The following is a 24,977-nucleotide window of genomic DNA, read 5'->3' on the forward strand; positions in this document are numbered from 1 at the left end:
GCGGGCCGTCAGCGTTCTGACAGTGCTTCACAGCTGGTTGCGTCAGTGGTGCCCGGTCCAATGAGGAGGCCCAACACCCCGGGAGGAGCCCGGTGGTGTGACCACGTCAGGAGTCAACATGGCTGACAAGTCGACCCTCGCCGCCCTCGCCGACGAGATCCTGGAGCTCGAGTCGGAGACTTTCGAGATCTCGGACTACTCGGACGCCAGCGAGGTCGTGCTCGCCGGTTCCACCAGCTGCTCCTCCACCTCGACCTGCTCCTCCACCACCAGCACCACCTCCTGCAGCGCCTGATCCCACGGATCGGCACGCAGCGGACGACGGCCGGGCGCCGCGCGTCACTCCGTCAGGAGCGGCGAGCGGCAGTCCGGCCGTCGGCCGTGGAGCCCGTGAGGACATCCGGTGCCGCCCCTACGGAAACGGATGCGGCACCCGCCTGATCTCCCCCTCCGCCAGATCGGCCTCCCGCAGTCCGGCCCGTCGCGCGGCAGTCCGCAGGCGGGGCATGCGCAGGGCCCGCTGGCGCGACCAGCCGAAGTCGATGGGCAGCAGACCGGGCGCCAGGACGCAGACCGTGCGCAGGCCGATGCGTTCCTGCTCCGGAGTGGTCTGGTCGACCACGACGACATCGAGGCCGGCCCGCACCAACTCGTCGCGGCACAACGCCACATCGTCCAGCAGATCGCCGGTGCGAGGCCGTGCGCCCGACTCCCAGGACGCGTACACCTCCGCCATCGGACGGACCGTCGTGGGCTCGTGGTACGGCGTCACGTACGTCGCCGTGTCGGGCAGCCCGTACAGCTGGGCGTGGTCCTTGAGGTGCAGCACCTTCGTGAAGTCGGCCGCCATGGCCTCCAGTTCGGTGCGCCGCTCGCGCACCTGGCCCGGCAGGTGCGGAATGTATGTCAGTACCTCCGAGAGGGCGCCCTCCAAGGCCGCCGCCGGGTCGAGGGAGGCGCCCGCGCCGAAGGAGTGGATGCCGGGGCCGCCGTCCCGGCGGACCGCCAGGCCCGTCACCACCGGTACGGCGAGGTCGATCCGGTTGTCGAAGGCGTGCACGTCGTAGCCCTGCAGAGCGGCGCGGTCGATCATCGCGCGGACGATGGGGTCGGTGACCGTGGCCAGGTCGATCTCCGTGAGCCGGATGCCGCCGTACCAGGCGAGGAGGAAGGCGTCCCGCTCGATCAGTTCGAGCAGCCCGCCCAGCACCGCCTCCTCCAGACAGCTGCCGATCGCACAGCCGTTGGAGCACTCGAAGACGAAGTTGTCCGCCGCGAGCCCCGCGCTGTAGTGGACGAGCCGGGCCGGCACCAGGAGCGGACGCTCGTCGCGCAGGGAGTACCCCCAGACCCACGGGATCGGCCGGTCCGGGTCGAAGGGGTCCAGGAGCGGATCGTCGCGGTAGGTCTCGGGCGCGTAGAGGCCGCAGTCGGCCGGGTCGAGCGCGTCCTCACCGAGGCTGTGGTACGACGCCGTCAGCAGTCGTGTGCCGCGCCGCCGGTGTGTCCCCGCGTACCGCTCCAGGCCCTCCAGGAAGGCCAGGTTCCGGCTCGCGGAGAAGCCGTTGGCCTGCCCGCTCCAGGTCACGTCGGTCAGACCGGCGTACCCGCGCATGAACACACTGCCGGCGACGGGCGCCGTGGTGGGCGAGGTGATGTTGAGCCAGGTGCCCGCGCCGAGCAGGCCGGTGACCGGGTTGGCGAGCGCCGCCGGCGCGAGCCGGTACGAGGACGCCGGACGCAGCCGGTAGCTGTCCTCGGCCGGCTTCGGCCTGCTGACCAGGGCGAGTTCGGCCGGATCCCGGTTGTCCGAGCCGCCGGTGCCGCAGTGCGGGCACAGCGGGTCGGCGTACAGCGGGAAGGTCCGTACGCTCAGCGTCGCGAGGTCGAGGCAGGACACCTGCGGCAGCGCCCGGTCGGATGCCGTCTCGCCGGGCGGATCCGTCCTTGCGAGGATGACCGCCTCGTACAGCGCGCGCACGGCGGTGGTGACGAAGTCCGGCAGCTCCGGCCAGGCCGGGGCGAAGCTCCACGGAGAGCCCGTCTCCAGCGCGTCCCGCTCGGTGCGTGAGCGCAGTCGCTGCCAGCGCATCGCGAGGCAGGTGCCACACGCCCGCGCGTCCGCGTCGCCGCCCCAGGGGCCCACCAGCACCTGCCGGGACGTCAGATGCACCAGTGCGCCGGGCCGCACGTCGGCATATGGGTCGTCCCGTACGGCACGTGTTCCGAGCGGCACCACCTCGGGCCCGGGCCCGTGCGGCCGCGACGTCCGCGTTCGACGGGTCGAGGCGGACGGTGAGCCGGACCGCCCCTCCAGCGCCGACCGCAGCCGCAGCCGTGCCTGCTCCAGCGGCAGGCCCTCCAGCACGGGTGTCATGCGCGGTTGCTCCAGCGGAAGGTCTTCAGCCCGATCGCCGCGAAGACCACGGTGAAGCCCACGAGCGACGCGCACCCGATCCCGATGTCGCCGAGGCTGCCGTTGCCGGTGAGCGAGGCGGAGACGGCGTCGTTGAAGTAGCGCAGCGGCAGCGCCCGGGAGATCGTCTGCAGCCACGACGGCATCAGGTCAAGGGGGAAGAACGAGCCGGACAGGAACGCCATCGGCACCATCATGAAGTTGGCGATCGCGGCCACCGCCTCCGGAGTGTCGGCGTACGAGCCGATGATCACGCCGATCGACAGGAACGCCGTGATGCCGAGCACCAGCACGGGCAGGGCCAGCGGCCAGCGGGCGTCGAGCTCCAGGCCGAAGCCCGGCAGCATCGCCACCGCGATGAACAGCACCGCCTGGACCGCTCCCACGGCCAGCGCCAGCACGTACCGCGACGCCAGGACCGTCGGCAGGCTCGTCGGCGTCATCCGGATCAGCCGCAGCAGATCGTCGCGCCGCCACTGCATCAGCGTGAACGCGATACCGAACACCGCCGCGTTGGCCACGCCCCACGACATCACGCCGGGCGCGATGTAGGAGATGTACGGCCGGCCGGTCTCCTCCACCTCCTGGCCGCTGAAGATCAGCCCGAACACCAGCAGAAACACCAGCGGGAAGGCGAAGGTGAAGAAGAGTGTGGCCGTGTCGCGGACCTGGGCCCGGTAGCCGGACGCCGTAAGTGCGCCGTATGCGCTCATGCCTGGTGCTCCGTGTTCTGCGCGTGCGGGATGTCGCCGGTGGTCGCGTCCGACGTGAGCTGGAGGTAGACGTCCTCCAGGGTGGCGGTCCGGGTCTGTACGCCGTCGAGGCCGCCCAGGACGTCCAGCGCCGACATGACCTTCCCGGACACCTTCGTCTCCAGGACGAGGCTGCCACCGCGAACTTCCGCGCGGTCGACGCCGGGGACCGCCTCGGCCGCCGCCACCGTCATCCGCTCGGGCGGCAGCAGCACTGAGGTCGGTGCGCCCGCCGCGCCGACGAGTCCGCGCGGGGAGTCCAGTGCGGCGATCCGGCCCTCGACGAGGATCGCCACCCGGTCGCAGAGTGCCTCGGCCTCGTCCAGGTGGTGCGTCGTGTACACGATGGTCCGGCCGGCTTCCTTCAGGCCGCGCAGCACCTCCCACAGATCGCGTCGGGCCTGCGGATCGAGGGCGGCGGTGGGCTCGTCGAGGAAGATCAGCTCCGGTTCGTGGACGAGCGCGGAGGCGATGGCGAGCCGCTGACGCTGGCCGCCGGAGAGGTTCTCCACGCGAGTGGCCCGCTGGTCCACCAGGCCGACGGCGGCCAGCGTGCGCTCGACGGCCGCCGCGTCCGCGCGGTACAGCGCGGCCACGGTTGCCAGGTGCTCGTACGCCGTCTGCCGTACGAAGAAGGCCGACGACTGCGTCTGCACACCGATCCGGGGCAGCAGCGCGACATTGCGGGGCCAGGGTGCGCCACCCAGCACGTCGACTGTGCCGGCGTCGGCCTGGCGCAGGCCCTCCATGATCTCCACCAGTGTGGTCTTGCCGGCACCGTTGGGCCCGAGCAGGCCGAAGAACTCTCCGCGGTCGATGCGCAGCGACACCGCGTCCAGCGCTTGGCGGCTGCCGTAGCGCTTGCTCACCCCCTCGACGTGGATCGCGGTGTCCGCCGCGCGGTTGCCGGGGTCCGCCGGCACGGTTTCGGTCTCCGTCATGAACAGCTCCTCGGAACAGGTCCGTCAGGGGGTGAGCAGGACAAACGCGGCCGTAGCCAGGCCGGCCGCGATCAGACAGACCAGAACGGACGAGCCGATCCCGTATGCCGTGTACAGGGCCCGCGCCCGGCGCGGGTAGGCGGCTGCGGCCTGCCGGTCGCGCAGGCGCAGTCTCAGGTAACGCCCACTCTCCGGGGCGAGGTTGGACACACCCAGTGCATGACCGAGCATGGTGTATCCGTCGAGGGGCGGGAGTGGCACCAGGTTGACCAGTGCCTGAACGCTGCCCAGCAGAAGCAGGCCCGAAAGCACCCGGCGCGTCGGGTCGCCAGGATCGAGCGCTGCCCACCAGACGGCGAAGGGCAGCAGGAACAGCAGGTTCGCGAAGGCCCCGGCCACGCCTACCACCAGCTGGTGCCGACGGCGCGCGAGGAAGCGGTAGTTGTCGACCCGGCAGTACATGATCGCCACTGGCAGCCGCCAGCGCAGGCCGATCTCGCTCACCGTGCCGCCGTGGTGCCGGGCGGCCACGCCGTGCCCCAGCTCGTGACAGGCGGTGCTCAGCCACAGCAGGGTGAATACGCCGACCAGGGCCACAGGTTGCCGCAACAGCCACCACGTGTCCCGTACGAGCGGGCCGGCGCCCGCGGCCAGGACGACCTCCATGGCCAGGCAGAGCGCCAGCAGGGCGATCAGGACCGGCGGGCGCAGCAGCGGGCGCAGGGCCCGGTGCAGTCGCTCGGTCGTCGTCCCGGCGTCGGCGACCAGTCGCAGGCTGCCCTTGTAGAGGTTGCCGGTGAAGGGCGAGGCAGGCGGGGCCGCGGGGGCGTCGCGAGCGGGCGCTCCTTCGAGGAGCCTCTTGGTGCCCAACAGGCCCAGAAGCTGCTGCCAGTTGGCTTCGCCGAGACGTCGCCCGAAGGCGGAGGCGTACTCGGCGCCGATCTCCTCAAGGCTCCGGTCCCCGTCCAGCCGGGAGATCAGGAAGTACTCCTTCGGCCCCACCTCGAACGACGAGCCGTCCGCCGGATCCTTGATCAGGTGCACGGTGGCCGGACCGCGCAGCAGGGGCGCGCTGAGCAGGATGTCCGGCCGCAGCCGGGGCCGGTGCGTGAAGACGTCGGGTCTCATGAGAGGGCCTCCGACGCGGCTCCCGTGCCGGAGCGCAGTACCCGCCCGAGGATGTGGGAGAGATACGCCTCGTCGCGGATCGTCACATGCAGCCGGTTGTTCGTCATGTGCATGTACGGCGAGAGGAGCAGCGGCAGGGCGAGCGCCGGGTCGGTGACCTGCTCGTCGCGGGTGCCGTCCCAGGACCGGAAGACCAGTTCGCCCGCCTCGGCCAGTGCGACCGCCTTCTGCCGCAGCTCCAGGCAGTGCGCCGCCCAGCCGCGCAGAAACGCGGGCAGCCGGTCGAGCCGCCTCGCGGCGACGGCCCGGCGTATCTCGTCGAAGCGGCGGCCCAGCCGGGGTGCCATCTCGGCGTAGCTGCGGTCGTACTCCGAGGAACCGATGAAGCCCGTGCCCGGGAAAGCTCGGTGCCAGAACTCGTAGTACCGCTCCAGATAGTCGGCGAGGTCGTCCTCGTCGGGCAGGAAGCAGCCCGCCATCACCATCATCAACTGGGCCGACGTGCCGAGCAGTACGGTCCTCAGGTGCAGGTTCATCGAGCCCAGCGCCTCGATGACCAGATCGCTGGAGTGCGCGAAGTGCCACTCCGCCAGCGCGACTCCGGCCGGCCCGCCGTACTTGCCGTACTCCGGCTCGTACGGCTCGTAGGAACGTGAGTTGTTCGGGCGCAGCCGCATCCGGCCGTCCTCGCCCATGAACTCCCCGCGGTCGCCCTCCGGGAACTCGATCTCGAAGAGGGCGTTGTAGAACTCGTTGAGGAACCCCGAGTCGACCTCGTACAGCGCCGGACGGCTGCGCAGGAACGTGTCTACGGCTTCCTCGGCCCGGCGGCGTACCTCGGCCGTCGTGTCCTCGCTCGCCGGCCGCAGCCGGAGCCGCACATGCGGGCCTTCCAGCCAGTAGTTGATGAAGAAGTGCCCGGCGAGCAGCCCGTCGCCGGTCAGGTCCCGGACCAGCGGGCCCACGCACTTCACCAGCAGGGGCTGCGGGTTGGCGGCGTAGAAGATGTGCATGGCCTGCCACGCGCCGGGGGTGGGGGGCAGATCGGTCATGAGGGGCTCTCCTCGAAACGGCTGTGTGAGGTGAAGGTCTCGACCGACAGCTCGGCCACGTGGCTGCCACGTTCGGAGACGACGTGCAGGCCGCTCTCCGCCGGGAGCATCTCGCGCAGCTCGATCCGGTCGTCCGGCGACTTGACCAGCGCCTCGAAGGCGGTGAGCGAGAGCGGGCTGTCGAAGTCGAGGTACTGCGGCTTGGCGCCCGCCCCGCCCCGGGGGCCGCTGGAGACGGTGGCGAAGACGCGGGCGGGCAGACCGTGAACGCGGCGCCAGCGACGCCAGGCCAGGAACGCCTCGTCGTCCGGCGTGCCGGCCGGCCGGCCGGGCAGCGCCGCGGCGGTCGTGGACCAGCCGCGCCGGGCGAGCACGAGGTTGCCGTGCCGCACACGGGGCCGGCGGGTGACGCCCTCGTGCGCCGGGCCGTGCGGGACACCGGCCCAGACGTCGAGCGGGGCCATCGAGGTGGGCGACAGAAGAAGCAGTGTGCGCGGGGTCTCGGGGAGGGCGAGCGGCACCAGATAGCCGAGGTACACCGGGATCACCTCACGGCCGAGCCGCTCGGAGCGCAGCAGCAGCCGGTCCTCGTCCTCGTCGTGTTCGAGGCGGAGGTCCTCCAGGTGGATACGGCGGTCCTCGGGGACGCTGCTCGACTCGCCGGGGCAGACGATCTGGTACTCGGTCAGGCGTCCGTGCAGGTTGAGGTTGGTCGTCACCGGCCCGCCGGTCAGCTCGGCGAGCACGGCTCCGGGCGGTGTCAGCCGGGTGGCCTGCTCCCGGAGCGGTTCGGAGAGGCCGGGGCCGGCCGGCTCGTCCCAGACGTGCGTGAACCGGCTGAACGGGAACGACAGTCCGCCGTAGGAGCGATTGAGCACCATCAGCGGCTCACCGCCCTCCGTGGTGAGCTGGAGGTGGTGGCTCTGGGGGGTGAACGGGGCCCGCAGGCCGTCCAGTTCGGCCGCCACCTCGTCGAGGTGCGCGTCGTCCAGCACGACGTCCGTCTCCCCGGTGTGCCCGGCCCACAGTGCGCGCATCCGGTCGATGAACGTCCGGCGGGCCCGGTCCAGGGACTTGATCTCCGCCAGCCCGAGCCAGTTCTCCTCAGGCACGTACTCGCCCCGCGCGTCGAACGGGGACCGCTTGGCGGTGAAGGAGAGGTACTGGTCGAAGAAGTCCTCGTGGAAGTCGTGCACGAGACCGAGCAGGTCGTCGCAGCGGCCGCCCTTGCCGTAGCGGGCCAGGAAGAACCCCTTGAACGTCACCCGCTGAGGGAGCGTCAGGTCGAAGGCCGGCAGGATCCGCTCCACCGAGCGCAGCGCGCCGCCGTCCGTGCCGGTCCAGGCGCCCAGCCCGCAGGACACGTCATCGCCGGCGTCGGCGTCCTCGTAGAGCAGGGTCTGCGGCAGGGACGGCTCCTCGACGCCCAGCAGCTTCTGGGCCCCGCCCAGAGCGGCGCGCAGCCCGCGCAGCAGCCGCGCCCGTCCGGCCGTGTCCCCGTGCGGGTAGGCGTCGATCAGTTCGGCCGCGGGATCCAGCTCTCCGGCAAGGTCATGAGCCCACGGCCGGTCCAGTGCCCGCAGCGCGTCCTGGAAGGAGCGCAGCGGGTCGGCGGTGTGCACGTCGGTGTCCAGGCACGGGACACGGATCATGCCGAGCTGGAGCAGCGCCGACACGTACGTCTCGCTCAGCGAGGCGTCGGCGTCGTACTCGGCGCACAGCCACTCGACCACCTCGCCGTAGCGCAGGTCCCGTTCGCTCAGCAGGGCGATGAGCCGGTCGAGCGTACCGCTGCGGCGCAGGAAGAACAGCCGGTCCTTGACCGCGTCGAAGGTGACCGCCGCGTCGTCGTCGCCGGTCGTGACCCAGCGCCGCACGTACCGCACCCGCTGATCGTCGCTGCCCCACCCGGACGCGAGCCGCACCGGCAGGTCGGCGCGCAGCGCGGGAGAGGCGAGGATCTGCTCCGCGCACCGCGCAAGGACCACGACGTTCAGCCGCACCCGCCCCCGCCACTCGGCGCGCAGCGCAATCGACGGGTCGTCGCCGTCGCCGAACGTGCCTAGGGCGATACCCGTGAACGTGCTGAACGGGCTGGTTTTGCAGGCCGTCCGGTACAGGTAGGACAGCACCGAACGCTCGATCTTCCGCAGCCGCTTGTCCGGCCGTTCACCCACGCCGAGCCGCACATACGACTCCAGCCGGCCTTCGAGCGTCGGGGACGCGAGCAACAGCCCGTGCCGCAGCCGGCCCTCGTCGAGCAGCGCCCGCAACACGCCCCGTGTCCCGGCGAGTTCGTCGCCCAGCAGTGTGGCCCCCCGGCGGTGCAGCACGTCGAGCGCCCGCCTCCCCTCCAGCCACTGCCCGGTCCGCTCGGCCACGGCCGGGTCCAGCGCCTCGATGAAGTCGAGTGCGGGCAAGTCGCCCTTCGGTAGACGGTTGTTGAAGATGTCCCGACGCAGCGCCAGCAGATGCCGGCGGCGGCCATCCTCGGGGAAGAACCGGTCGGCGGCCGGGACGAGCGCGTGCAGTACGTCGCTCAGCTCCCGGCCCCGCTCCAGCAGCTCCTCCTCGGCGGCCAGCACCTCGTCGGCCCAGCGGACGGTGTCGGGGCAGCGCAGGGCACGGACGGACTCGACGGGCAGTCCGGCGACCCGCAGAAGGAAGCGGTGTCCGGGCTGCCAGCTGGTTCTCGGTGTCACGGCGGCCCCCTGTCAGACGATCTCGGAGCGGAAGTCGGCAGGACACGGACGCTCGTTGCCGAGCAGCATGATCAGCAGCGGCGCCTCGCCGGAGTCCGTCAGCCCCAGCTCTTCGATGTACGAGATGGTGTCGAAACCGAGCGCCACACCGGCGCCCAGCCCGAGCGCCGCCGAGGCGGTGTAGAAGCTCTGCGCGATCGCCCCGACGGTGGCGTTGACCAGCCGGTAGCCCCGGTCGCCGACCGCGTCCAGCACCGCCGTCGTACGCACGGTCGGCACGATGACGGCGCCGGACTGTTCGAGGTTGTAGTTGGACAGGAAGTAGTTGCGCTGCAGGAACGAGCCCGGCGCGCCGGGCGCCATCAGGTGCAGGGTGTGCGTGTCGGGCTCGTAGGCGTAGGCGCCCGGCGCGACGTCGTCGACATGGTTGACGAACGCGTACAGCCGGGCCAGACGCGGGGTGCCGGCCGGTTCCGCGTCGCTGTCGAGCCGCGTCCCCGCGCAGGCCGCGAGTGTGGCGGCCAACTGAGTGGCCGTCACCGGGACCGTTGCGTCGAAGCGGCCGAAGCTGCTGCGCCGGGAGCGCAGGGCCGTACGGACGCTGACGTCCGGGAACTCGGCGGGCGGAAGGGCGATCGGGTCGGCGGTCGTGACCGGCGGGGCCGGCGCGCTGGAGCGGAGCGCCTCCGGCCCGGGCCGGACGGTGGCGTGCTCGGCGGTGGCGCGGTGGATCCGGCGCAGGGTCTCGAAGTCGAGGACGGTCCGGGACCGCTCCTGGTCACGCCGACGGACGGCCGCGCCCGGCGCCCCCGCCGACGTGCCCTCCGCCTCGGTACCGTCCCACAGCAGCGGAACGACTGCGAACAGCCCTTCCTCCTCCTCGCCCAGCCCCAGCAGCCGGGCCAGTCCCGCTTCGTCGAACCACAGCGCGGGGGCCACCCTCAGCCCGCGGGCCCGCGCCCAGACGCGCCAGGTCTGGAGCAGCGCGCCCACGTCCATGCTCACGGCGTGGAAGGAGAAGCTGTTGTATTTGAACGCGTTCTGCCAGTACTTGACGCCGAGCACCAGGAACTGGTCCGTCGCGGCCCCGTACGCCCCGAGCGCCGCGGCCACCTCCCCGCTCACGTCCCCGGCAAGCAGCCGCTGCATGGCGTGGCGCGGCGGTGAGTAGTAGTGCACGCCGGGCGTGAGCGGCCCCGACGGGCCGGAGATCCAGTAGATGCTCACCGGGTAGAGACCGCCGCCCGAGGCGGTGCCCCGGGACCAGTTGGCCTGCGTGTAGTGCGGGAGGGCACCGAGGTCGGTGTTGGCCTGGACGCCGAGACGGCGACCGGTCAGGCCGTAGGAGTCCAGCAGCATGCCGGAGAGCAGGGGCAGCGAGAAACGCCCCGCGTCCGGCATGTCGTCGGCCAGGAGGCCGGCCGTGACCGTGGCGTCGGCGGGGTAGGGCGCGTCGTGCAGCGGGAACGACTCGGCTCCCGGGTAGTACTTCTCCTTGCGCGGACGGTCCGCCCAGTCGGGCACGAAGTCGGCCGGCTCCATCGGGATCCGGCCCCGGTGCATGATGGCCGTCGCGTATTCATGGGCGTAGTCCATGGGACTCTCCTCTGAATGAAGGGATCGCGGGTCGTCAGGGGAAGGGATGCGGAGCCGGATTGAGGTCGGCGGCCTCCAGGTCCCGGTCGCGCAGGCGCGCCTCACGCAGAGCCGTACGCAGCCGCGGCATACCGAGAGCCCGCTGGCGCGACCAGCCGAAGTCGATCGGGAGCAGGCCGGGTACGAGGACGCTGAACGTGTGCAGTCCCAGCCGTCGTTGTTCGGGCAGCGTCTGGTCCACGACCACGACGTCGAACCCGGCGCCGGTCACGGCGGACACACACCGTTCCAGGTCGTCCCGCAGATCAGGCGAGACGGGTGCTCCGGTCGCGTCCGGCCAGGCCAGATCGGAGACCGCGAGCTGTTTCGTGGCCGCCGGGCCGCGCAGCAGGAAGTCGGCGTGCACGCCCATCTCGGGGATGCCGTAGACGAGCGGATGGTCGTGCAGATCGGTCACCTGTGCAAAGTCTCCGGCCATGGCGCGCAGTCGGGCCTCGTCGCGCTCGGTCCGTCCTTGGAGGTTCACCGCGTCGGTGGCGATCTCGCACAGTGCCGCGTCCAGTGCGGACTCCGGGTCCAGACCGGCACCCGCTCCGAAGCACATCCGGCCCGGACCGCCGTCGACGCGTTCGGCGACGGCAGTGACGACGGGGATCGGGAACGTGACGCGGGTGTCGAAGAAGCGGGCCCGGTAGCCGTACATGGCGAGCCGGTCGACCATGTTCCGGGTGGCGGGGCGGGTGCTGGTCGCCGGGTCGATCTCGGGCAGGGGCTGGCGCCCGTACCAGGTGAGCAGGAAGGCGTCCCGCTCGACGACCTCCATCAGCCCGAAGTAGACGGCCTCTTCGGCACAGCCGCCCGAGGCACAGCCGTTGGAGCTCTCCTGCACGAACCGGTTCTCCAGCCCCGGCGCGTGATAGTACGTCAGGATCTCCGGCACCAGCCGGGGCACGCGGTCCCGCAGCGACCAGCCCCATACCCAGGGGATCTCCCGATCGGGAGAGAAGGGCACGACGTGTGGGTTGTCGCGGTGGAAGGCCTCGGAGTACAGGCCCACTTCGCGCGGATCCACGGCGTCGGCACCGAACTCTGCCGGCGTCCCCGTCACCCGGGTCCGCTTGCCGCGCGCCCGCATGCCGGCGTACCGCTCCAGCCCTTCAAGAACGCCGATCCGCGCGCTGGCCCCGTAGGACGCCGCGTGCCCGCCCCAGAACGTCTCCCGCAGGTACTCCCCGGAGCGCATCGAGAAGCACCCGATGGTCGCCGACGTCGACGTGGACGACACGTCCTGTACGAGGGACGGGCCGAGCGCTCCGCACACCGGGTTGGCGAAGGCCGCGATGTCGATGCCGTAGGCCTCGACCGGGCGCAGCCGGAAGGACCCGGGCGCGTGCTTGGGCGCGGAGCCGAGGCAGAGGACGGCACCCTCGGGCGTGTCGGCGACCGGCCGGGAACCCGTCGGGCACTGCGGGTCCGGCACACGCGGATAGCCACGCACCGACAACGACTCCAGATCCAGCACCCGTACGTCCGGGAACGGCTCGTGCGCCGGGGCCGCATACGCCTGTGCCACGATCACGGCGAGCGCGTCGGCCGCGAACGGGACGGCGTAGGGCCACACCCCGACTCGTGGGTGGGACCGCCGAGTTCCAGTGCGTCACGCAGCGGCACGGAACGCACCGCCTGCCAGCGCCGGCCCAGACACCGCGGACAGGGCGAGTCGCCCATGGGGCCGACGATCGCGTGCCGCGCGTAGAGGTGCACCGGCACCGGTCCCGGCTCGTGCGCGCCGTACTCCTCGGCGAAAGCGTCGTCGAACCCCAACGCGCGCACCGACACATCGATGTGGCCCTGCCCCTGTCGGTCGAGGGCCGCCCGCAGCAAGCCGGTCATGAGACGGACGGCACTCGGCACGCGGACCGGAGCCGTCGTCTCAACCGACACGCCGGGCCTCCGACGTAAGTAGTACGCGCACGACGTGGATGCCGGCGCGTTCGAGGTCCGCGGAGCCGGTCGGTACGACGAGTGCGTCACGGGCCTGTTCGCCGAGCCGGCGCAGTACGTCAGCCCAGGATGTGCCGGCGTCCGGGTTGGCGCTCACCGTGCCGATCACCGTCAGGGCACGCGGGTCGAGATCGCTGAGCACCGGATCCCCGAACGACGTGTCGTCGGCCGGCCCCTGCTGCTCGAGCTGAACCTGACCCAGCAGGTCACGTAGCGCCGCCACGGCCGCGGCCCGGTACGACAGCTCGGCCCCGACCGACCAGAGGGCGCCGGTCCGGGCGAGGACGACCGACACGCCGGACCGCTCCCGTTCACCGAGGTCGAGCAGCTCGGCCTCGACACCGAGGTTGACGGCGGAGCGCATCAGGAAGGTGAGTTCGGGACCGGCGTCGGCGGGCACGGCCACGCCGGGCACGGCGGCACCTCGGACGGTCCGCCGGAGCGCGTCGTACGCGAGCGCCGACAGCATGCCCTGCGCGGCGGCGTCGGCCACGCTCGCACCGGCCCACATCCCGGCGCTCGTCGCCTCGAAGAGCCGCTCCGGTTTGCCGGCACCGAACGGGCGCACGGCCTCGCCCGGCACCAGGAACCGCTCCTTCGTGAGCAGCGAGGCCGCCGCGTCCCACTCCCGTACGTCCGCCTCCGTGCCCACGAGGCCGGTGGCGGTGGCCAGCTCGGCCGGGGCGAGGCGCACCGCGGGTGCCGGGGCGGTGGTGCGGGCGTGCGGGACGACGTGCTCGGCGTACGTCTCGGCGGCGCGGTGCAGGGCGCGCAGGCGGGCGCCGGCCACGTGGTGGACGTCGGCGGCGGCGATCCGCCGGGGGCGGCCGTGCCCCACGCCGAGTTCGACCACGCTCAGCTTCAGCGGGGTCTGGGTGATGTCCTCGTCGTCGTAGCGGCGGAAGACACCGGCGTGCGGCCGCAGCAGCACCGAGCGGCGGTTCAGCTCCGCCACCAGCTCGTCCGCCTCGCGGGCGGTGTCGACGGTGGGCAGCGCGAGAGCGTCGTCGGTGTCCCCGGTCGCCAGATCCACCTCGGGCACCTCGGCGAGCGTGTCGTCGGCGCAGAACGGGCAGCGCGGGTGCGGGAGCAGGGGCTCCGAGGCGACATCGAGCGACTCCGTGTCCTGCACGATCAGCTGCCCGGCCGTCTCGGCCGGCAGGGCACCGGTCGCCGACTTGAAGACCTCGAACCCGAGCAGGTTGCCGAGCATCGCGGACAGCGGACCGCCTGGAAGCGGTGTGGTGGCCGGCAGGCCCAGCGCGAGCGCACTCCACACGTCGGCGGCTGGAGCGGAGGCCCCGTTGGTGCCGAGACGCAGCACCGCACACGCCCAACACCCTGTTGTCTGAGCTGACATGGCCGGTCCGGCGACCGATTGCCGCCCGAAGGACCAGACCGGCAGGAGCGTGCGGCCCGCGGGCACACCGGTCCGCAGCAGTGCAAGAATCACCCCGGCGCGTCCGGTGCGCCGGTCACGACGACGACGTCGTACCCGTCGAGGCTGTCCCAGGTCACCGGCCCGTCCGCGAGGTCGCGGACCTCGACCGGGCAGCCGTCGGCAGCGGCGGTCGCGGCCTCCTGCGCGATCACCTCCCGGTCGAGGGCGGGCAAGACGCCGACGGCCGCTCCGCCGTTGCGGATCAGGCTCAGCGCACACCAGCGGGCCACCAGGTCGGTGCCCACGACGGCCACGCGCGTGTCACGGAACCGCTGGAAGCGCCGGGCCGCGTCGTCGGTGTAGTGGTCGACATAGGCGATCTGCGCCTCGAATCGGCGGGCCACGTCGGCGGACGGCTCCGGCTCGGCGGACACGCCCGCCGCGGGTCTGGACGGGACGTCACGCGCGAAGCCTCGCTCGTACAGCGTGCCGACAAGCTCGCCGACCATGGCGCGCTGCCGGTCGCCGAACCCCTCGCAGATCTCGGCGACCGTGTGCTCGCCGTTGAAGTGGGGCACGAGAAGCGTGGCGAACCGGTACGCCGACTTGGCCGTCAGCCGGAAGCCGCCGTCGGCGTTGTGGAAGAGGACACCGTCGGGGGTCTCGGTGAACAGGACGTCACGGCGGATCCGGGGGCGGGTCGCGGCTACGGCGTCGTACCGTGCGGAAAGCATGCGGATGTCACCTCGGGTCGGAGGGGCGGTGGGGGCGGGGGACCGGGTGGTGCGGGGTAACGGGAAGCGGTCAGCCGGGAGTTCGGGCGGGCGCGGCAAGCTGACGCGCGTAGATCCTGAGCAGTTCGTGGATGCGGTACGGCTTGGGCGGGCCCTCCTCGACGAACCCGGCGTCCGCGAGCTGTTCGAGCACCTCGTCGGGCGGCGGCGCATCCGGGTTCCCGGCGCCCTCGAACTGCGCGGCGAGCAGCAGGAAGGCCTCACGCAGATCCGGATCGAGCCGCCGCAGAGAGGCTTCGAAGACTTGGGGTACGGACATCAGCGGCTCGTCGGCGAGGGAGAGCCGTGCGGGCAGGTCCTTGGCCAGCCAGCTCACGCAGTCGGCGATGCCGAGACCGGGCCGGGTCAGCAGACGGGCGGCGGCGATCCGCAGGCTGAGGGGGAAGTGCCCGCAGATACGAGCGAGTTCGTGCGCGGCGTCCGGTTCCTGACCGACCCGCTCGGCACCCAGGGTGGCGACCAGGAGGTCGTAGGACTCCTGCTCGCCGAGCGTATCGAGGCGATGCACGACGCCGCCGTGCGTGGCGACCAAGCCCGCGAGCCCGCGTCTGCTGGTCACGACGGCGGCACCTTCGGCGGGGGAGGGGAGCAGGGGCCGTATCCGCCCGGCGCTCGACACGTCGTCGAGGATGAGCAGCCGACGCCCCGGTCGGCTCGGGGAGGGAAGCCGCCCCAGGGCCTCCGCCGTACTGAGCGCGCTGCCGTCAGGGTCGGACATGGCCAGGGTGAAGCAGCCGCCGGGAAAGGCGTCCTGCACCAGGTGGGCCGCCTGCAGCGCGAGAGCGGTCTTGCCGATGCCGGGGGCTCCGGAGATCACCACCAGGCCGGTCTGCGGATGATCGGCGGTCAACGCGCGTTGAATCGCGGCAAGTTGGGTGGCGCGTCCGGTGAAGCAAGGGACGGGGGCGAGGGAGGGGACGGTGGGGGCGGGGGTGGTGACGGCGAGGCTGAGAGTGGTGTCTGTGGCTCGGGCGTACGTCGGGTCGTGCGCCGCGTCTTGTGCCTGGTCGTGAGCCGTGGGGGAGGCAGGCGGAAGGGCCGCGACAGCCGGTGCCTGTTCCTGTGCCGGAATCTGGTCCGGCGCCGGACTCGGCAGATCGGCCATGGCGACCCCGGCCGGCAGTGCGGCCGGTCGCGAGGATGCCCGTGCCCCGATCGCGGGGAGGACTTTGGGGCCCGGGGCGGTATCCAGCTCCTCGCCACGGAGGATGGCCATCTCCAGCCGCTGGAGAGGACCGCCCGGATCGATGCCGAACTCCTCCTTCAGCCGCTCCTTGACGGCCCGGATCTCCACAAGGGCTTCTGTCTGGCGGCCGGTTCTGTACAGCGCCTCGATCAACTGCTCAGCGAACCGTTCCCGCTCCGGGTGGCGTCGGGCCGCGTCCCACACATCGGTCAGGACCTCGCGACATCGCCCGCGCGCCAGTTCGATGTCGCACAGCCGCTCCAGTGCCCTGAGCCGTTCCTCCGACAGCCGCGGCGCCTCGTCGCGGTGCAGCATGTGTGAGGAGACGTTGGCGAGTACGGGGCCCTGCCACAGGGCGAGGGCCTCGCGCAGTACGTACGACTCCGTCTCGGCGTCGCGGGCGGAGTCGGCCGACTGGACCAGGCTGCGGAAGCGGACGAGGTCGAGGGTCTCGCGGTCCATCCGCATCCGGTAACCGCCCGGTACGGCCTCGATGGTGTCGTTGGCTATCCCGTACTTCGTGAAGATCCTGCGCAACCGCAGGACGCAGCTCTGCAGGGCTGCCCTGGCCGTGGCTGGGGGCTCGGTGTCCCAGACGGCGCGCAACAGATAGTCGGTCGAGACCACCGCGCCGGAGTGGATGAGCAGGGCGGCCAGGAGATTCGTGGGCTTGGACGGCTGCAGGACGGCGGCGTGCTCACCGTCGGTGATGCTCAGGAGCCCTAACAGCTGGAACCGCATCCTACTTATCGCTCCGTTGTGTCCTCTGGCGGTCCCGGCGCGCAGCTGATCGAGCTCGCTCCTGGGCCCGGCAAGAATACGGGTGCAAACGTCGGCGGCGTTGACGGATTAAGGACGCTCGACGACCGGAAAGAAAGGGTTTTCTGCGGCAGTAAGTCCGGAAGTCTATTGCGTTGGCTTCCTTGTGCGTGCCAGCCGATACTTTAAGCGTGAGGTCGCGGCAAGTCGATCCCCTGGTTTAAGAATATTGCCCAGGTGTCGGAATTTCGGCTGTATTCCATGAAGGTCTCACATGGGCCCTTTGTCGGCCCTGTCTCGATGATCAGGTCGGGTCGCATCATGAACTCGCAGCTCAGCGTTGGTGAGGCGGCGGTGGCAGGCCCCCTTCGTACCTCTTCGGAAGGCTGGGACCCGGTTGTGATCGGAAGGTGAATATGCTTCTTCTTGCGCGCGGAATCGCTTGTTCCGTCATTGGTTCAATCCAATTTCTCGCGTTACCTGAGGTAACGGAGAACTTTTCGCGGAACTGAATGCGGGCGCCGGCTGTCATGTGAAGTGAACGGATTGAATAAGGACGCCTGAATTCCTCCTGACCGTCCGGGTGCGCCGGGCTTGGCCGTCCAGATCTCTCGGCACCACTGTGGCGTCGCCTTGTGGATGCGTCGCCCGTCGACCGGCAGGCACGGAACCCTGCTGAGTTTTGCTTGCGGTGTGTATGACCGCCCTGGTAGCGGGGTGGGTGCGGGTACTCGGGCGGGTACTGGGTCATGGTGCTGCGGACCCGTCTGGGCCGTGACGAGGCGAGCAAGGGGTGGTCCACCGCCTGGCGTCGGCCAGCAGGGCGCCGAAGGTCCTGGTGCAGCGATGCCGGAGGTCGGAACCGAGCTGGGCGGGGTGGCCAGGCTCGCCGACCGCCGACCAGCTGAGGTGCAGTCAGAAGACGGTGCGGCGCTGGCTGCTGCACATCCTCACGGACGGACAGGGCATACCGCTCGCGGTATCGCTGACCGGCGGCACCGGGGAGTGTCACCCAACCTCTGCCTCAGCTCGACAAGGACCCCAGCCGTCGCGGGTGTCGTCGGCCGGCCATGACGGCGGCCCGACTTGCTCTTCGCGAGGCACGCCTTGGCCGGGAGCTCCAAGGCCGCTACCCCACGGCTTATACCAGTAAATCGAGGGCATGCGGACATCAAGGAACGAGTGAACAGCACGCGATTCCTACGGCGGCGACGGAGGCGGTTTCGCCATGGACGAGAAGGTGTTGGAGCGGTTTCCAGCGGGATCTCCGCGCGGATCGTGGCCCGCGGAGGAGCATGCGGCCCGGCTACGTGACGAGGGCGAGCCCGGCGCGACCGTCGTGATGGACCTGCAGTCGGACGCGTTCCTCGTGGTCATCGAGGATCGCGGCAAGGACTGACGTGCCGAGAGGCTTCGCGCAACGTGGCGGCGACGGCGGGGATCGCACCGCATTCACGCGGCGGATTATTGCCGGCACGGTATGGGCTACGCGGCCATGAAAGCTGACGAGTATGCCTTCGGCCGTGGTCGTCTGGCCTCCGTGCAGGCTCCGGTCGGGGTGGCCTGGTCCGTCCAGCCACCGAGGGGCCGCAGTTCTTGCCGCCGCGTCTCGCTGTGGGCCGATCGGCCGATCGCGGACCCGTCCTCTAGCAGCCGATGTAGAACCGGATGACCGTGCCGTCAGCGTCGGTGTGAACACGCACGAGGTCTGCGACGCAATGCACCAGCAGTAGGCCCCTGCCACCCCGCTGGTCACGGGTGGGCGGACGGCGCCCGACCAGCGGATCGCTCAGATACCCGCGGTCGCTGACCTCGCACACCACCTGAGCGTCTTGCGCCCACACTCGCACGCTGCCGGAACCACCTCCGTGTACGACGCTGTTGGTGGTGAGCTCGGCGACCGCCAGCGCCAGATCTTCCAGACGCACCCCGTGCAGGCCGAGTTGTGCTGCACGCTCGACGGCGAAGTGTCGCGTGGCCGACAGCTCCTGTACACCGAACTCACGCGACCGGGCTGACGTGGGCACCGGCCCCAGCGGCTGGTTGTACAGCTCCACGATGTGCCCGGGGGCAAAGGACGGGCTCGGATGCTGGGATGGGCCGGAGACGATCAGCGGGTGGGTGGCATACGCGTCGGTGAGGACGCGTTCCTCGAGCCGGTCAGCGTCGTAGGGGCACAGGATGGTCGCTTCCCGGCCTTGGAAGGCGGGGTTGATCAGCGCCTCGTGTTGGGCGCAGGCCGGGTACTCCAGGCTGCTGCGGCCGGGCCAGATCGGCTCCCCGATGATCCGGACCCGCGTGGCAGGGTGTGCGTCGGCGAAGGCCCGGAGCACGTTCGGGATGATCCGGCCCGGGTTGCGGCCGGCCTCGGTCATATCGATGAAGCGCACGGATCCTGCGTCCGCGCCCAGAGTCTCCTTGAGTATGGCCAGGTTCGGGCCGGGCACGGCGACCGCCACCGGCTCCCCGTCTTTGAGCCCACTGCGGATGAAGGGGACGGTTCCTTCGAGGTACTCCTGCTCACCCCGGTAGAACAGCGCTGGGTGCACGAACGGTTCGGTGGCAGCCGACCTGGTCATCATGACACCACCTCGATCGCGTGCAGCTTCGGCCAGAACATCTCCAGCAGCCGCCGCATGCTGGCAGGTGGCTGCTCAGCGACGATACGTCGCTCTGTCGGAAGGTTATGGGCGGTCACCGCCAAGGCAGAGACCCCCGCGACGTCGGCGAAGGTCACTGCGGACAGTTCCAGATGACACACCGGCGCACCGCTCCGAACGAGTCCGTCCAGCATCTGCTCCCAATCTCGGCGCGTCGCCAGGGTGATCTCGCCGGCCACCCGCCACCCGATATCACCGGCCAGAGGTGACACGGTCAGCTCACCGTCCAGCGGGGCGGGCCGAGATGTCTTTCCATCAGCCTCCGGTGAACCACCCAATCCTGTCACCTCCAGTCATATGCCGGTCTGAGACCAGTCTCTCGCGCGCAACGCCAGGGCACGAACCGTTCACCACAACTTGCCGGTGCTCTCCCAGGATCCATGAAGGCTTGATCCTCCCGTCTCCTCCCGACGTCTCCTCCCGAGGTCCGCGCCCGACGTCCGCCTGATGTGCGTCGTCAGTGGCGTCACCCGACCGCGGCATGGCTGGCGACCGGCCCGTGCACATATCGAACCCATGGAGTTCGCCGTACTCCACCGCCAAAGCACTCAAGCGCCGCTCTGGTCCGGGGCGTCTGGGCTGGGTTGCTGCGACCTGGGGTCCGTCGCTCGGATCTCGCACAGCGCGAACCGCAGCACTACTCGAAGGAAGGCATCAAAAGGAACGTGGGCCAGGTGCATGGCAGTCGGGCTGGGACTGGCGCACACGCATGGAGAACCAGCGCGACCTCCCGCCACGCCCGGCCCTCACCCCTTGCTGCTGCCGTCTGGCTGGGCGGGTGCCGGCGGTGGTTCAAAGCAGGCTGTGACGTCCTTGCCGCGAGGGCAACGGCGTGCCGCCACGTCATGGGCGAGGGCGTCGACCAGGAACAGCCCACGTCCACCGGGGGCTTCGTTGCCGGCGTGGCGCTGTTCGGGTAGCTGAGCCGAGGCGTCATGCACGGTCACGTGCAAGCATTCCTCGTCCCGTGTGAGGATGAGTTGTGCCGTGCTGTGGGCGTGGACGTGCGCGTTGGTGACCAGCTCGGACGCGGTCAGTACGACCGAATCCACCAGATCGGGTGCTGTCCGTTCCCACCCGAGGGCCGCCAGATGACCACGCGTCCAGTCCCTGGCCGTCTTCACGCCACTGCTGATCGGGAGCGAACGCGCCCATCCCACAGCTCTCAGGTCCTGCGCCACTTTTTCTCCTCCGGGCCAACTAAGTGCGTGGTCCGTGTGCCCGAAAAGTGGAGCTCCTCACCCTCATGACGCCGAAATCCGTGCGTGGGTTCGTGCCGTGTGAGCCGCAGCTTGAGGCGACGCGGCTGCATACTGCTCCACGCCGCGCTGGGTTCGGCGGTGGTCCCGCGCTTCGCATGATGGCGGGTGTGAGGGCGAAACGAAGGGGTACGCGCTGGTCGTCAGCCGTTTCAAGCGGCAGCGGCTGCCGCGGTTCTGGGAGAGGAACATCATGGCGATCACGAGCATGCCTGCAGCGCATACGCAGACCAGCGAGCTGCCGGAGATCGCCGATCCCTCTCAGGTGGCACCGAAGGATGCCCGCGAGCTGTCCAAGGTGTTCTTCAGTCAGCTTGCGCTGCTGGAGGAGGGCACGCCGGAGTACAGCTACGCGCGGAACACACTGATCGAGATGAACCTGTCCCTGGTCCGCTTCGCGGCCGGCCGGTTCCGCAGTCGCGGGCCGGAGGAGATGGAGGACATCGTCCAGGTTGGCATGATCGGTCTGATCAAGGCGATAGACCGGTTCGACCTGTCCCGGGAGACGGAGTTCACCTCGTTCGCCATCCCCTACATTGTGGGTGAGATCAAGCGGTTCTTCCGCGACACAACCTGGGCCGTCCATGTTCCGCGTCGGTTGCAGGAAGCCCGCGTCCAGCTCGCGCGCGCCATGGAGGAGTTGAGCAGTCGTCTCGGGCGCACCCCGACAGTGAAAGAGCTGGCGGAGTTGATGAGCCTGTCCGAGGAAGAGGTGCGCGAGGCCCGCCTCGCCGCGAACGGCTACAACTCCTCCTCTCTGGACGCCACCATCAGCGGCAGCGAGGACGGCGAATCGTCGCTGCAGGACTTCCTCGGCGCCGAGGACACCGCTCTGGAACTGGTGGAGGACTTCCACGCTCTGGCCCCGCTGATTGCCGAACTCGATGAGCGGGACCGGCAGATCATCCACATGCGGTTCGTGGAGGAACTCACCCAGGCCAATATTGGCGAGGTTCTGGGCGTCTCGCAGATGCACGTCTCCCGTCTGCTGTCCCGTACCCTCGGCCGTCTGCGTGAAGGCATGCTCACGAATCACTGAGCTGCACGAACCCGAGCCTGGCCGGAATTGAGCTGCTCGCCGGTGACCGGCGACTTCCTGAGTCTTCGGGTCTGCGCTGCTGTCGACGCTGGCCAGTCGGCGGGACTGCGCCGGCATGGCGGGCCTCGTGTGTTCGCAGTCCGGGCGGCGGGGAGAGCTGTCTCTCACGGCGATGCGCAGCAGGTTGGCGGCGGGTGGGCGTCCGGGTTCGACCGGCGGCCGTGGTGATGGCGGCTCTGGGCCGGCAGCCGGCGTACAGCCGCTCGGGCTTCAGTAATCGATGCGTCTGTCGTGTCCCAGGCGCTGCCGGTGGTCGCCTATCGTTCGTGACACGTCGTCGGTATCGCCAAATTCCGTGCCTCCGCTGTCGTCTTTTGCATGAGGCCCCCATCGATTCTGGCTGCTCGGGCAGGCCCAGTGCTGGCGGTCGTGAACTGTTCTCAGGCGGCATCCGGCTGACGGCCAGCTGTACGGGATCGAAAAGCTGTTCATGGCTCGGGCCTGAGCCCCGGTGATCGGAGCGGCGTCGTCAGGCGGGGACGTTGGACACACTGGCTGGCGTCGTGGAAGGGACGGGCGGCCATAGTCGCTGCCGCAGCGGCCACCGAGATCATCTCGATGGTGACCGTAGTGGCACGAGATCTCGCGTGACTGCGTCCCGACGGGTGGAAGCCACTACCCTCCTGCATCACCCTGATGCGGCCGGGCGCACAGGACTCAATCCGGAACGGCGCCCTGTCTGCCGGAACCGGCCTGCGATGGACACCCGCCCCGCAATACCCCTGTCTGGCACCCGCGGCCGGCACCACCACCTGCTCTTGCCGCGGTACCGGCTGGGGCTGGGCCGAGGACCCGCGTGATGCGGCGGTGCCCTCATCATTCCCAGAGACGACCGGGTAGGCACCGGCACCCGTACGGTGGCCAGGCCCTCAACGACAGGAGCACACCTCACACTCCCGGTGCTCGTCTGCAACTCCTGGGCGTCCTCTACGCGTTCCTCAGGAACTGACCCGCAGACGCGGTGAGCGGTCCCTTCCACGGCGCAACGGCAGCCCAACGACTGGGGCCGCGGTTCCGCCTCTGGCTGCGCGAGAAGGGGCAACAATCGTTCATGCGAGTGTCCGGCGGTGACCCCTTGTGGCCGGGCAGACACTACTGCACTGTCGTCGGTGAGAGGGGGTCCGCGCCGATCATCGGACGACCAGGGCCTCGGGGCAATAAGGACGGTGATTTGGGGTCATGCCCGAGACATCGGTGGCGCACTTCTACGACGAGCTGGCCGACGACTACCACCTGGTCTACGCAGATTGGGACGCGAGCATCCGTCGGCAGGGGGACGCCCTGGATGCTCTGATCGGCCAGAATCGGGCGGCGGTGCTCGACTGTTCCTGCGGCATCGGCACGCAGGCGATCGGTCTGGCGATGCGCGGGCACCGCGTCACCGGGAGCGACCTCAGCCCCCGCGCCGCCGCCCGCGCTGCACGTGAGGCCGCCCGCCGGGGCCTGCGCTTACGCACGGCCGTCGCCGACATGCGACGCCTCCCGTTTTCAGATGGCCAGTTCGACACAGTCGTCTGCGCCGACAATTCGCTGCCTCACCTGCTGACGGAGCAGCATGTGTACGGAGCCCTGGCCGAGATGCGCCGCGTGCTGCGCCCCGCCGGCCTGCTGCTGGTCAGCACACGCCCCTATGACGATCTGGTGCGCGACCGCCCGGCTTCGACGCGTCCACAAGTCCACCAGATCGCCGACACCGACGGTGAAGAACGGACCGTCACCTTCCAGCTCTGGCACTGGCACGACGACGGCGAGCACTACGACTTGGAACACTTCCAACTCCGCTCGGCAGGCGGACCTTGGTGCGTCCGGGTTCGCCGGACCACCTACTGGGCACTCGGCCGGGACCAGTTGGCGGGCCTCGCAGCCGAGGCCGGCTTTGTCGGCGTCGGGTGGCGGATGCCGCAGGTGACTGGCTTCTTCCAGCCGCTGCTGGTGGCCCGCGCCGGCGTGTAGGTGATCCCACCGTCCCGCCTGGGACGGCTGGTGTCAGTCGGCCACAACTGGCGGGGTACCGGGGGGCGAGCCAGAGTTCCTCGGTGAAGTACGGCCAGCCCATGCCGTAGTTGTGGGGGCAGCAGCGGTACTGGTCGACGCCGGCCTGGAAGGCCTGCATGGCGAAGCCGTTCTGGAACTGGCCCTGCGTCTTGGCCCGGTTGTCGAGGTCGATGCTGTTGGCGCTGGTGACGTAGTGGATGGACGTGCCGTGCGGGGTCCAGGGACGCGGGGGAGCATGTTGAATGCCAGGTCCTCGCAGCGGTCCGCCCACACGGGATCAGAGAAATTCTGACCGTTGGCATGACAGCACGCCCGCAGGAACCCGGCCAGGGATTTGGTTTGGCCGTCAGTCGGGGAGGCAGCTGGTCCGAGGCGTGATGGTCACGGCGTGCGCGGGCTGTGGCGCGGGTGGTTGGGCGGCCGGGATGCGTTCGAGGACTCCGCCGGCGAAGACGTCGTAGAGCGGCAGCGTTTCGAGATGGACGTAACCGATGTGGCAGTCGCAGACCGTCAGTGGGCAGGGACGGGGGCGCAGGGCGGCGCGGTAGGAGCCGTCGTAGAGGTTGCCCAGTTCGGCTCGGACGAAGTGGCAGCGGCGGACGGTGCCGTCACCGTCGACCGAGATCACGGACTCCCCGGTGCGGCAGGGCAGGCCGGCGCTGGCGTGCGGGTGGCGGCTGTAGGGGAAGAGGGGATCGAGCGCGGTCCAGTCGTCGGCCTCGGTGTCGCCGTATGTGCGGCCGTCGGCTGCGTTGATCCAGAGGTAGACGTGTCCCGGTAGCTCGGCGCGCAGGCGGCGGGCCGCCTCCAGGTGCTCGGGGAGCCCGACGACGCCGACGCTGAAGCGGATCCCGCGGTCGGCGAGGTCGTGGCACTTGGTCAGGAAACGGTCGTAGGGCGTCTGGCCCGGGTGATAGGTGCACCACAGGGCGAGGGTTTCCGGGGCGGCGTCAGCGAGCCAGTCGGTGCGGCAGCTGAGGTTGGTCTGGATGGCGACGCGGCGGATGTGCGGCAGGTGCGACAACTCGGCGAGGGTGCGCCGGTACCAGGAGCGGACGAGGCCCTCTCCCCAGGGCGTGAACAGCAGGGACAACCGGTCGTCGCTGTCGGCTGCCCAGGCGGCGAAGCGTTCCAGGGAGGCCCGGTCGGCGCGCAGTTGAGCGGTGGAGTCCCGCCGCTTGGCGAACGGGCAGTAAGGGCAGTCGTAGTCGCAGGAGGCGAGCGGGCCGCGGTAGAGGACGGTCAGATCCATG

At 70.3% G+C, this 24,977-nt stretch carries 18 protein-coding genes and 2 pseudogenes; 4 read left to right on the plus strand and 16 right to left on the minus strand.

Annotated features, from left to right (window positions below; all coding sequences use genetic code 11):
- Window positions 1-118: 118 nt before the first annotated feature.
- Window positions 119-295 (plus strand): thiazolylpeptide-type bacteriocin, encoded by a 177-nt coding sequence (locus tag OHO27_RS42325; protein ID WP_053760578.1) that lies wholly within the window; start codon window positions 119-121, stop codon window positions 293-295.
- 117 nt (window positions 296-412) lie between these two features.
- Here OHO27_RS42325 and OHO27_RS42330 read toward each other — a convergent pair whose 3' ends face one another.
- The 11 genes and pseudogenes from OHO27_RS42330 to OHO27_RS42380 form a co-directional block, all read right to left on the minus strand.
- Entirely contained in the window at window positions 413-2,377 is a 1,965-nt protein-coding gene (locus tag OHO27_RS42330) for a TOMM precursor leader peptide-binding protein (protein ID WP_328430194.1), read from the minus strand.
- Entirely contained in the window at window positions 2,374-3,129 is a 756-nt protein-coding gene (locus OHO27_RS42335; RefSeq protein ID WP_328430195.1) for an ABC transporter permease, read from the minus strand. Before OHO27_RS42335 ends, OHO27_RS42330 begins: the two co-directional genes overlap by 4 nt.
- Complete coding sequence (locus tag OHO27_RS42340; RefSeq protein ID WP_328430196.1) at window positions 3,126-4,109, minus strand: ABC transporter ATP-binding protein; 984 nt, start codon at window positions 4,107-4,109, stop codon at window positions 3,126-3,128. Before OHO27_RS42340 ends, OHO27_RS42335 begins: the two co-directional genes overlap by 4 nt.
- 24 nt (window positions 4,110-4,133) lie before the next feature.
- Window positions 4,134-5,237, minus strand: a complete 1,104-nt coding sequence (locus OHO27_RS42345; RefSeq protein ID WP_328430197.1) for a M50 family metallopeptidase — start codon at window positions 5,235-5,237, stop codon at window positions 4,134-4,136.
- The gene (locus OHO27_RS42350) at window positions 5,234-6,289 is read right to left on the minus strand and encodes a lantibiotic dehydratase C-terminal domain-containing protein (RefSeq protein WP_328430198.1); all 1,056 of its coding nucleotides are present in this window, start codon (window positions 6,287-6,289) and stop codon (window positions 5,234-5,236) included. Before OHO27_RS42350 ends, OHO27_RS42345 begins: the two co-directional genes overlap by 4 nt.
- Entirely contained in the window at window positions 6,286-8,991 is a 2,706-nt protein-coding gene (locus tag OHO27_RS42355) for a lantibiotic dehydratase (protein ID WP_328430199.1), read from the minus strand. Before OHO27_RS42355 ends, OHO27_RS42350 begins: the two co-directional genes overlap by 4 nt.
- Window positions 8,992-9,003: 12 nt before the next feature.
- A complete protein-coding gene (locus OHO27_RS42360; RefSeq protein ID WP_328430200.1) occupies window positions 9,004-10,587 on the minus strand; it encodes a nitroreductase family protein in 1,584 nt (527 codons plus the stop codon).
- A 34-nt stretch (window positions 10,588-10,621) separates the two neighbouring features.
- Window positions 10,622-12,480: pseudogene (locus tag OHO27_RS42365) on the minus strand (TOMM precursor leader peptide-binding protein).
- A 40-nt stretch (window positions 12,481-12,520) separates the two neighbouring features.
- Window positions 12,521-13,951 carry a TOMM precursor leader peptide-binding protein gene (locus tag OHO27_RS42370; protein WP_328430201.1) on the minus strand — a complete coding sequence of 477 codons (1,431 nt, stop codon included), beginning with the start codon at window positions 13,949-13,951 and terminating at the stop codon, window positions 12,521-12,523.
- 89 nt (window positions 13,952-14,040) lie between these two features.
- Complete coding sequence (locus OHO27_RS42375; protein WP_328430202.1) at window positions 14,041-14,706, minus strand: hypothetical protein; 666 nt, start codon at window positions 14,704-14,706, stop codon at window positions 14,041-14,043.
- A 70-nt stretch (window positions 14,707-14,776) separates the two neighbouring features.
- Complete coding sequence (locus OHO27_RS42380) at window positions 14,777-16,693, minus strand: AfsR/SARP family transcriptional regulator (protein WP_328430203.1); 1,917 nt, start codon at window positions 16,691-16,693, stop codon at window positions 14,777-14,779.
- A gap of 1,246 nt (window positions 16,694-17,939) precedes the next feature.
- On the opposite strand from OHO27_RS42380, the gene OHO27_RS42385 reads away from it, so the two are divergent.
- Window positions 17,940-18,110, plus strand: coding sequence for a hypothetical protein (locus OHO27_RS42385; RefSeq protein ID WP_328430204.1), 171 nt, complete (start codon window positions 17,940-17,942; stop codon window positions 18,108-18,110).
- Window positions 18,111-18,357: 247 nt separating this feature from the next.
- Here the strand turns inward: OHO27_RS42385 and OHO27_RS42390 are convergent, their stop codons facing one another.
- The 3 genes from OHO27_RS42390 to OHO27_RS42400 all read right to left on the minus strand — a co-directional run bounded on the left by OHO27_RS42390 (window position 18,358) and on the right by OHO27_RS42400 (window position 20,552).
- Window positions 18,358-19,290 carry an anti-sigma factor RsbA family regulatory protein gene (locus OHO27_RS42390; protein WP_328430725.1) on the minus strand — a complete coding sequence of 311 codons (933 nt, stop codon included), beginning with the start codon at window positions 19,288-19,290 and terminating at the stop codon, window positions 18,358-18,360.
- Window positions 19,290-19,550 (minus strand): STAS domain-containing protein, encoded by a 261-nt coding sequence (locus OHO27_RS42395; protein ID WP_328430205.1) that lies wholly within the window; start codon window positions 19,548-19,550, stop codon window positions 19,290-19,292. The genes OHO27_RS42390 and OHO27_RS42395 overlap by 1 nt, the downstream gene beginning before the upstream one ends.
- 567 nt (window positions 19,551-20,117) lie before the next feature.
- Window positions 20,118-20,552 (minus strand): ATP-binding protein, encoded by a 435-nt coding sequence (locus OHO27_RS42400; protein ID WP_328430206.1) that lies wholly within the window; start codon window positions 20,550-20,552, stop codon window positions 20,118-20,120.
- 271 nt (window positions 20,553-20,823) lie between these two features.
- Here OHO27_RS42400 and OHO27_RS42405 point away from each other — a divergent pair, with 271 nt between their 5' ends.
- Window positions 20,824-21,669: an RNA polymerase sigma factor SigF gene (locus OHO27_RS42405; protein ID WP_328430207.1), complete on the plus strand. Its 846-nt coding sequence runs from the start codon at window positions 20,824-20,826 to the stop codon at window positions 21,667-21,669.
- A 1,239-nt stretch (window positions 21,670-22,908) separates the two neighbouring features.
- A complete protein-coding gene (locus OHO27_RS42410; RefSeq protein ID WP_328430208.1) occupies window positions 22,909-23,682 on the plus strand; it encodes a class I SAM-dependent methyltransferase in 774 nt (257 codons plus the stop codon).
- A 64-nt stretch (window positions 23,683-23,746) separates the two neighbouring features.
- Here the strand turns inward: OHO27_RS42410 and OHO27_RS42415 are convergent.
- Together OHO27_RS42415 and OHO27_RS42420 are read right to left on the minus strand one after the other, a co-directional pair.
- A pseudogene (locus OHO27_RS42415) lies at window positions 23,747-24,003 on the minus strand (hypothetical protein); the annotation flags it as partial.
- Window positions 24,004-24,070: 67 nt separating this feature from the next.
- Window positions 24,071-24,976, minus strand: a complete 906-nt coding sequence (locus OHO27_RS42420; RefSeq protein ID WP_328430209.1) for an STM4011 family radical SAM protein — start codon at window positions 24,974-24,976, stop codon at window positions 24,071-24,073.
- Between the last annotated feature and the right edge of the window lies 1 nt (window position 24,977).

This window comes from Streptomyces sp. NBC_00443 (genome assembly GCF_036014175.1).
Taxonomy (GTDB): Bacteria; Actinomycetota; Actinomycetes; order Streptomycetales; family Streptomycetaceae; genus Streptomyces.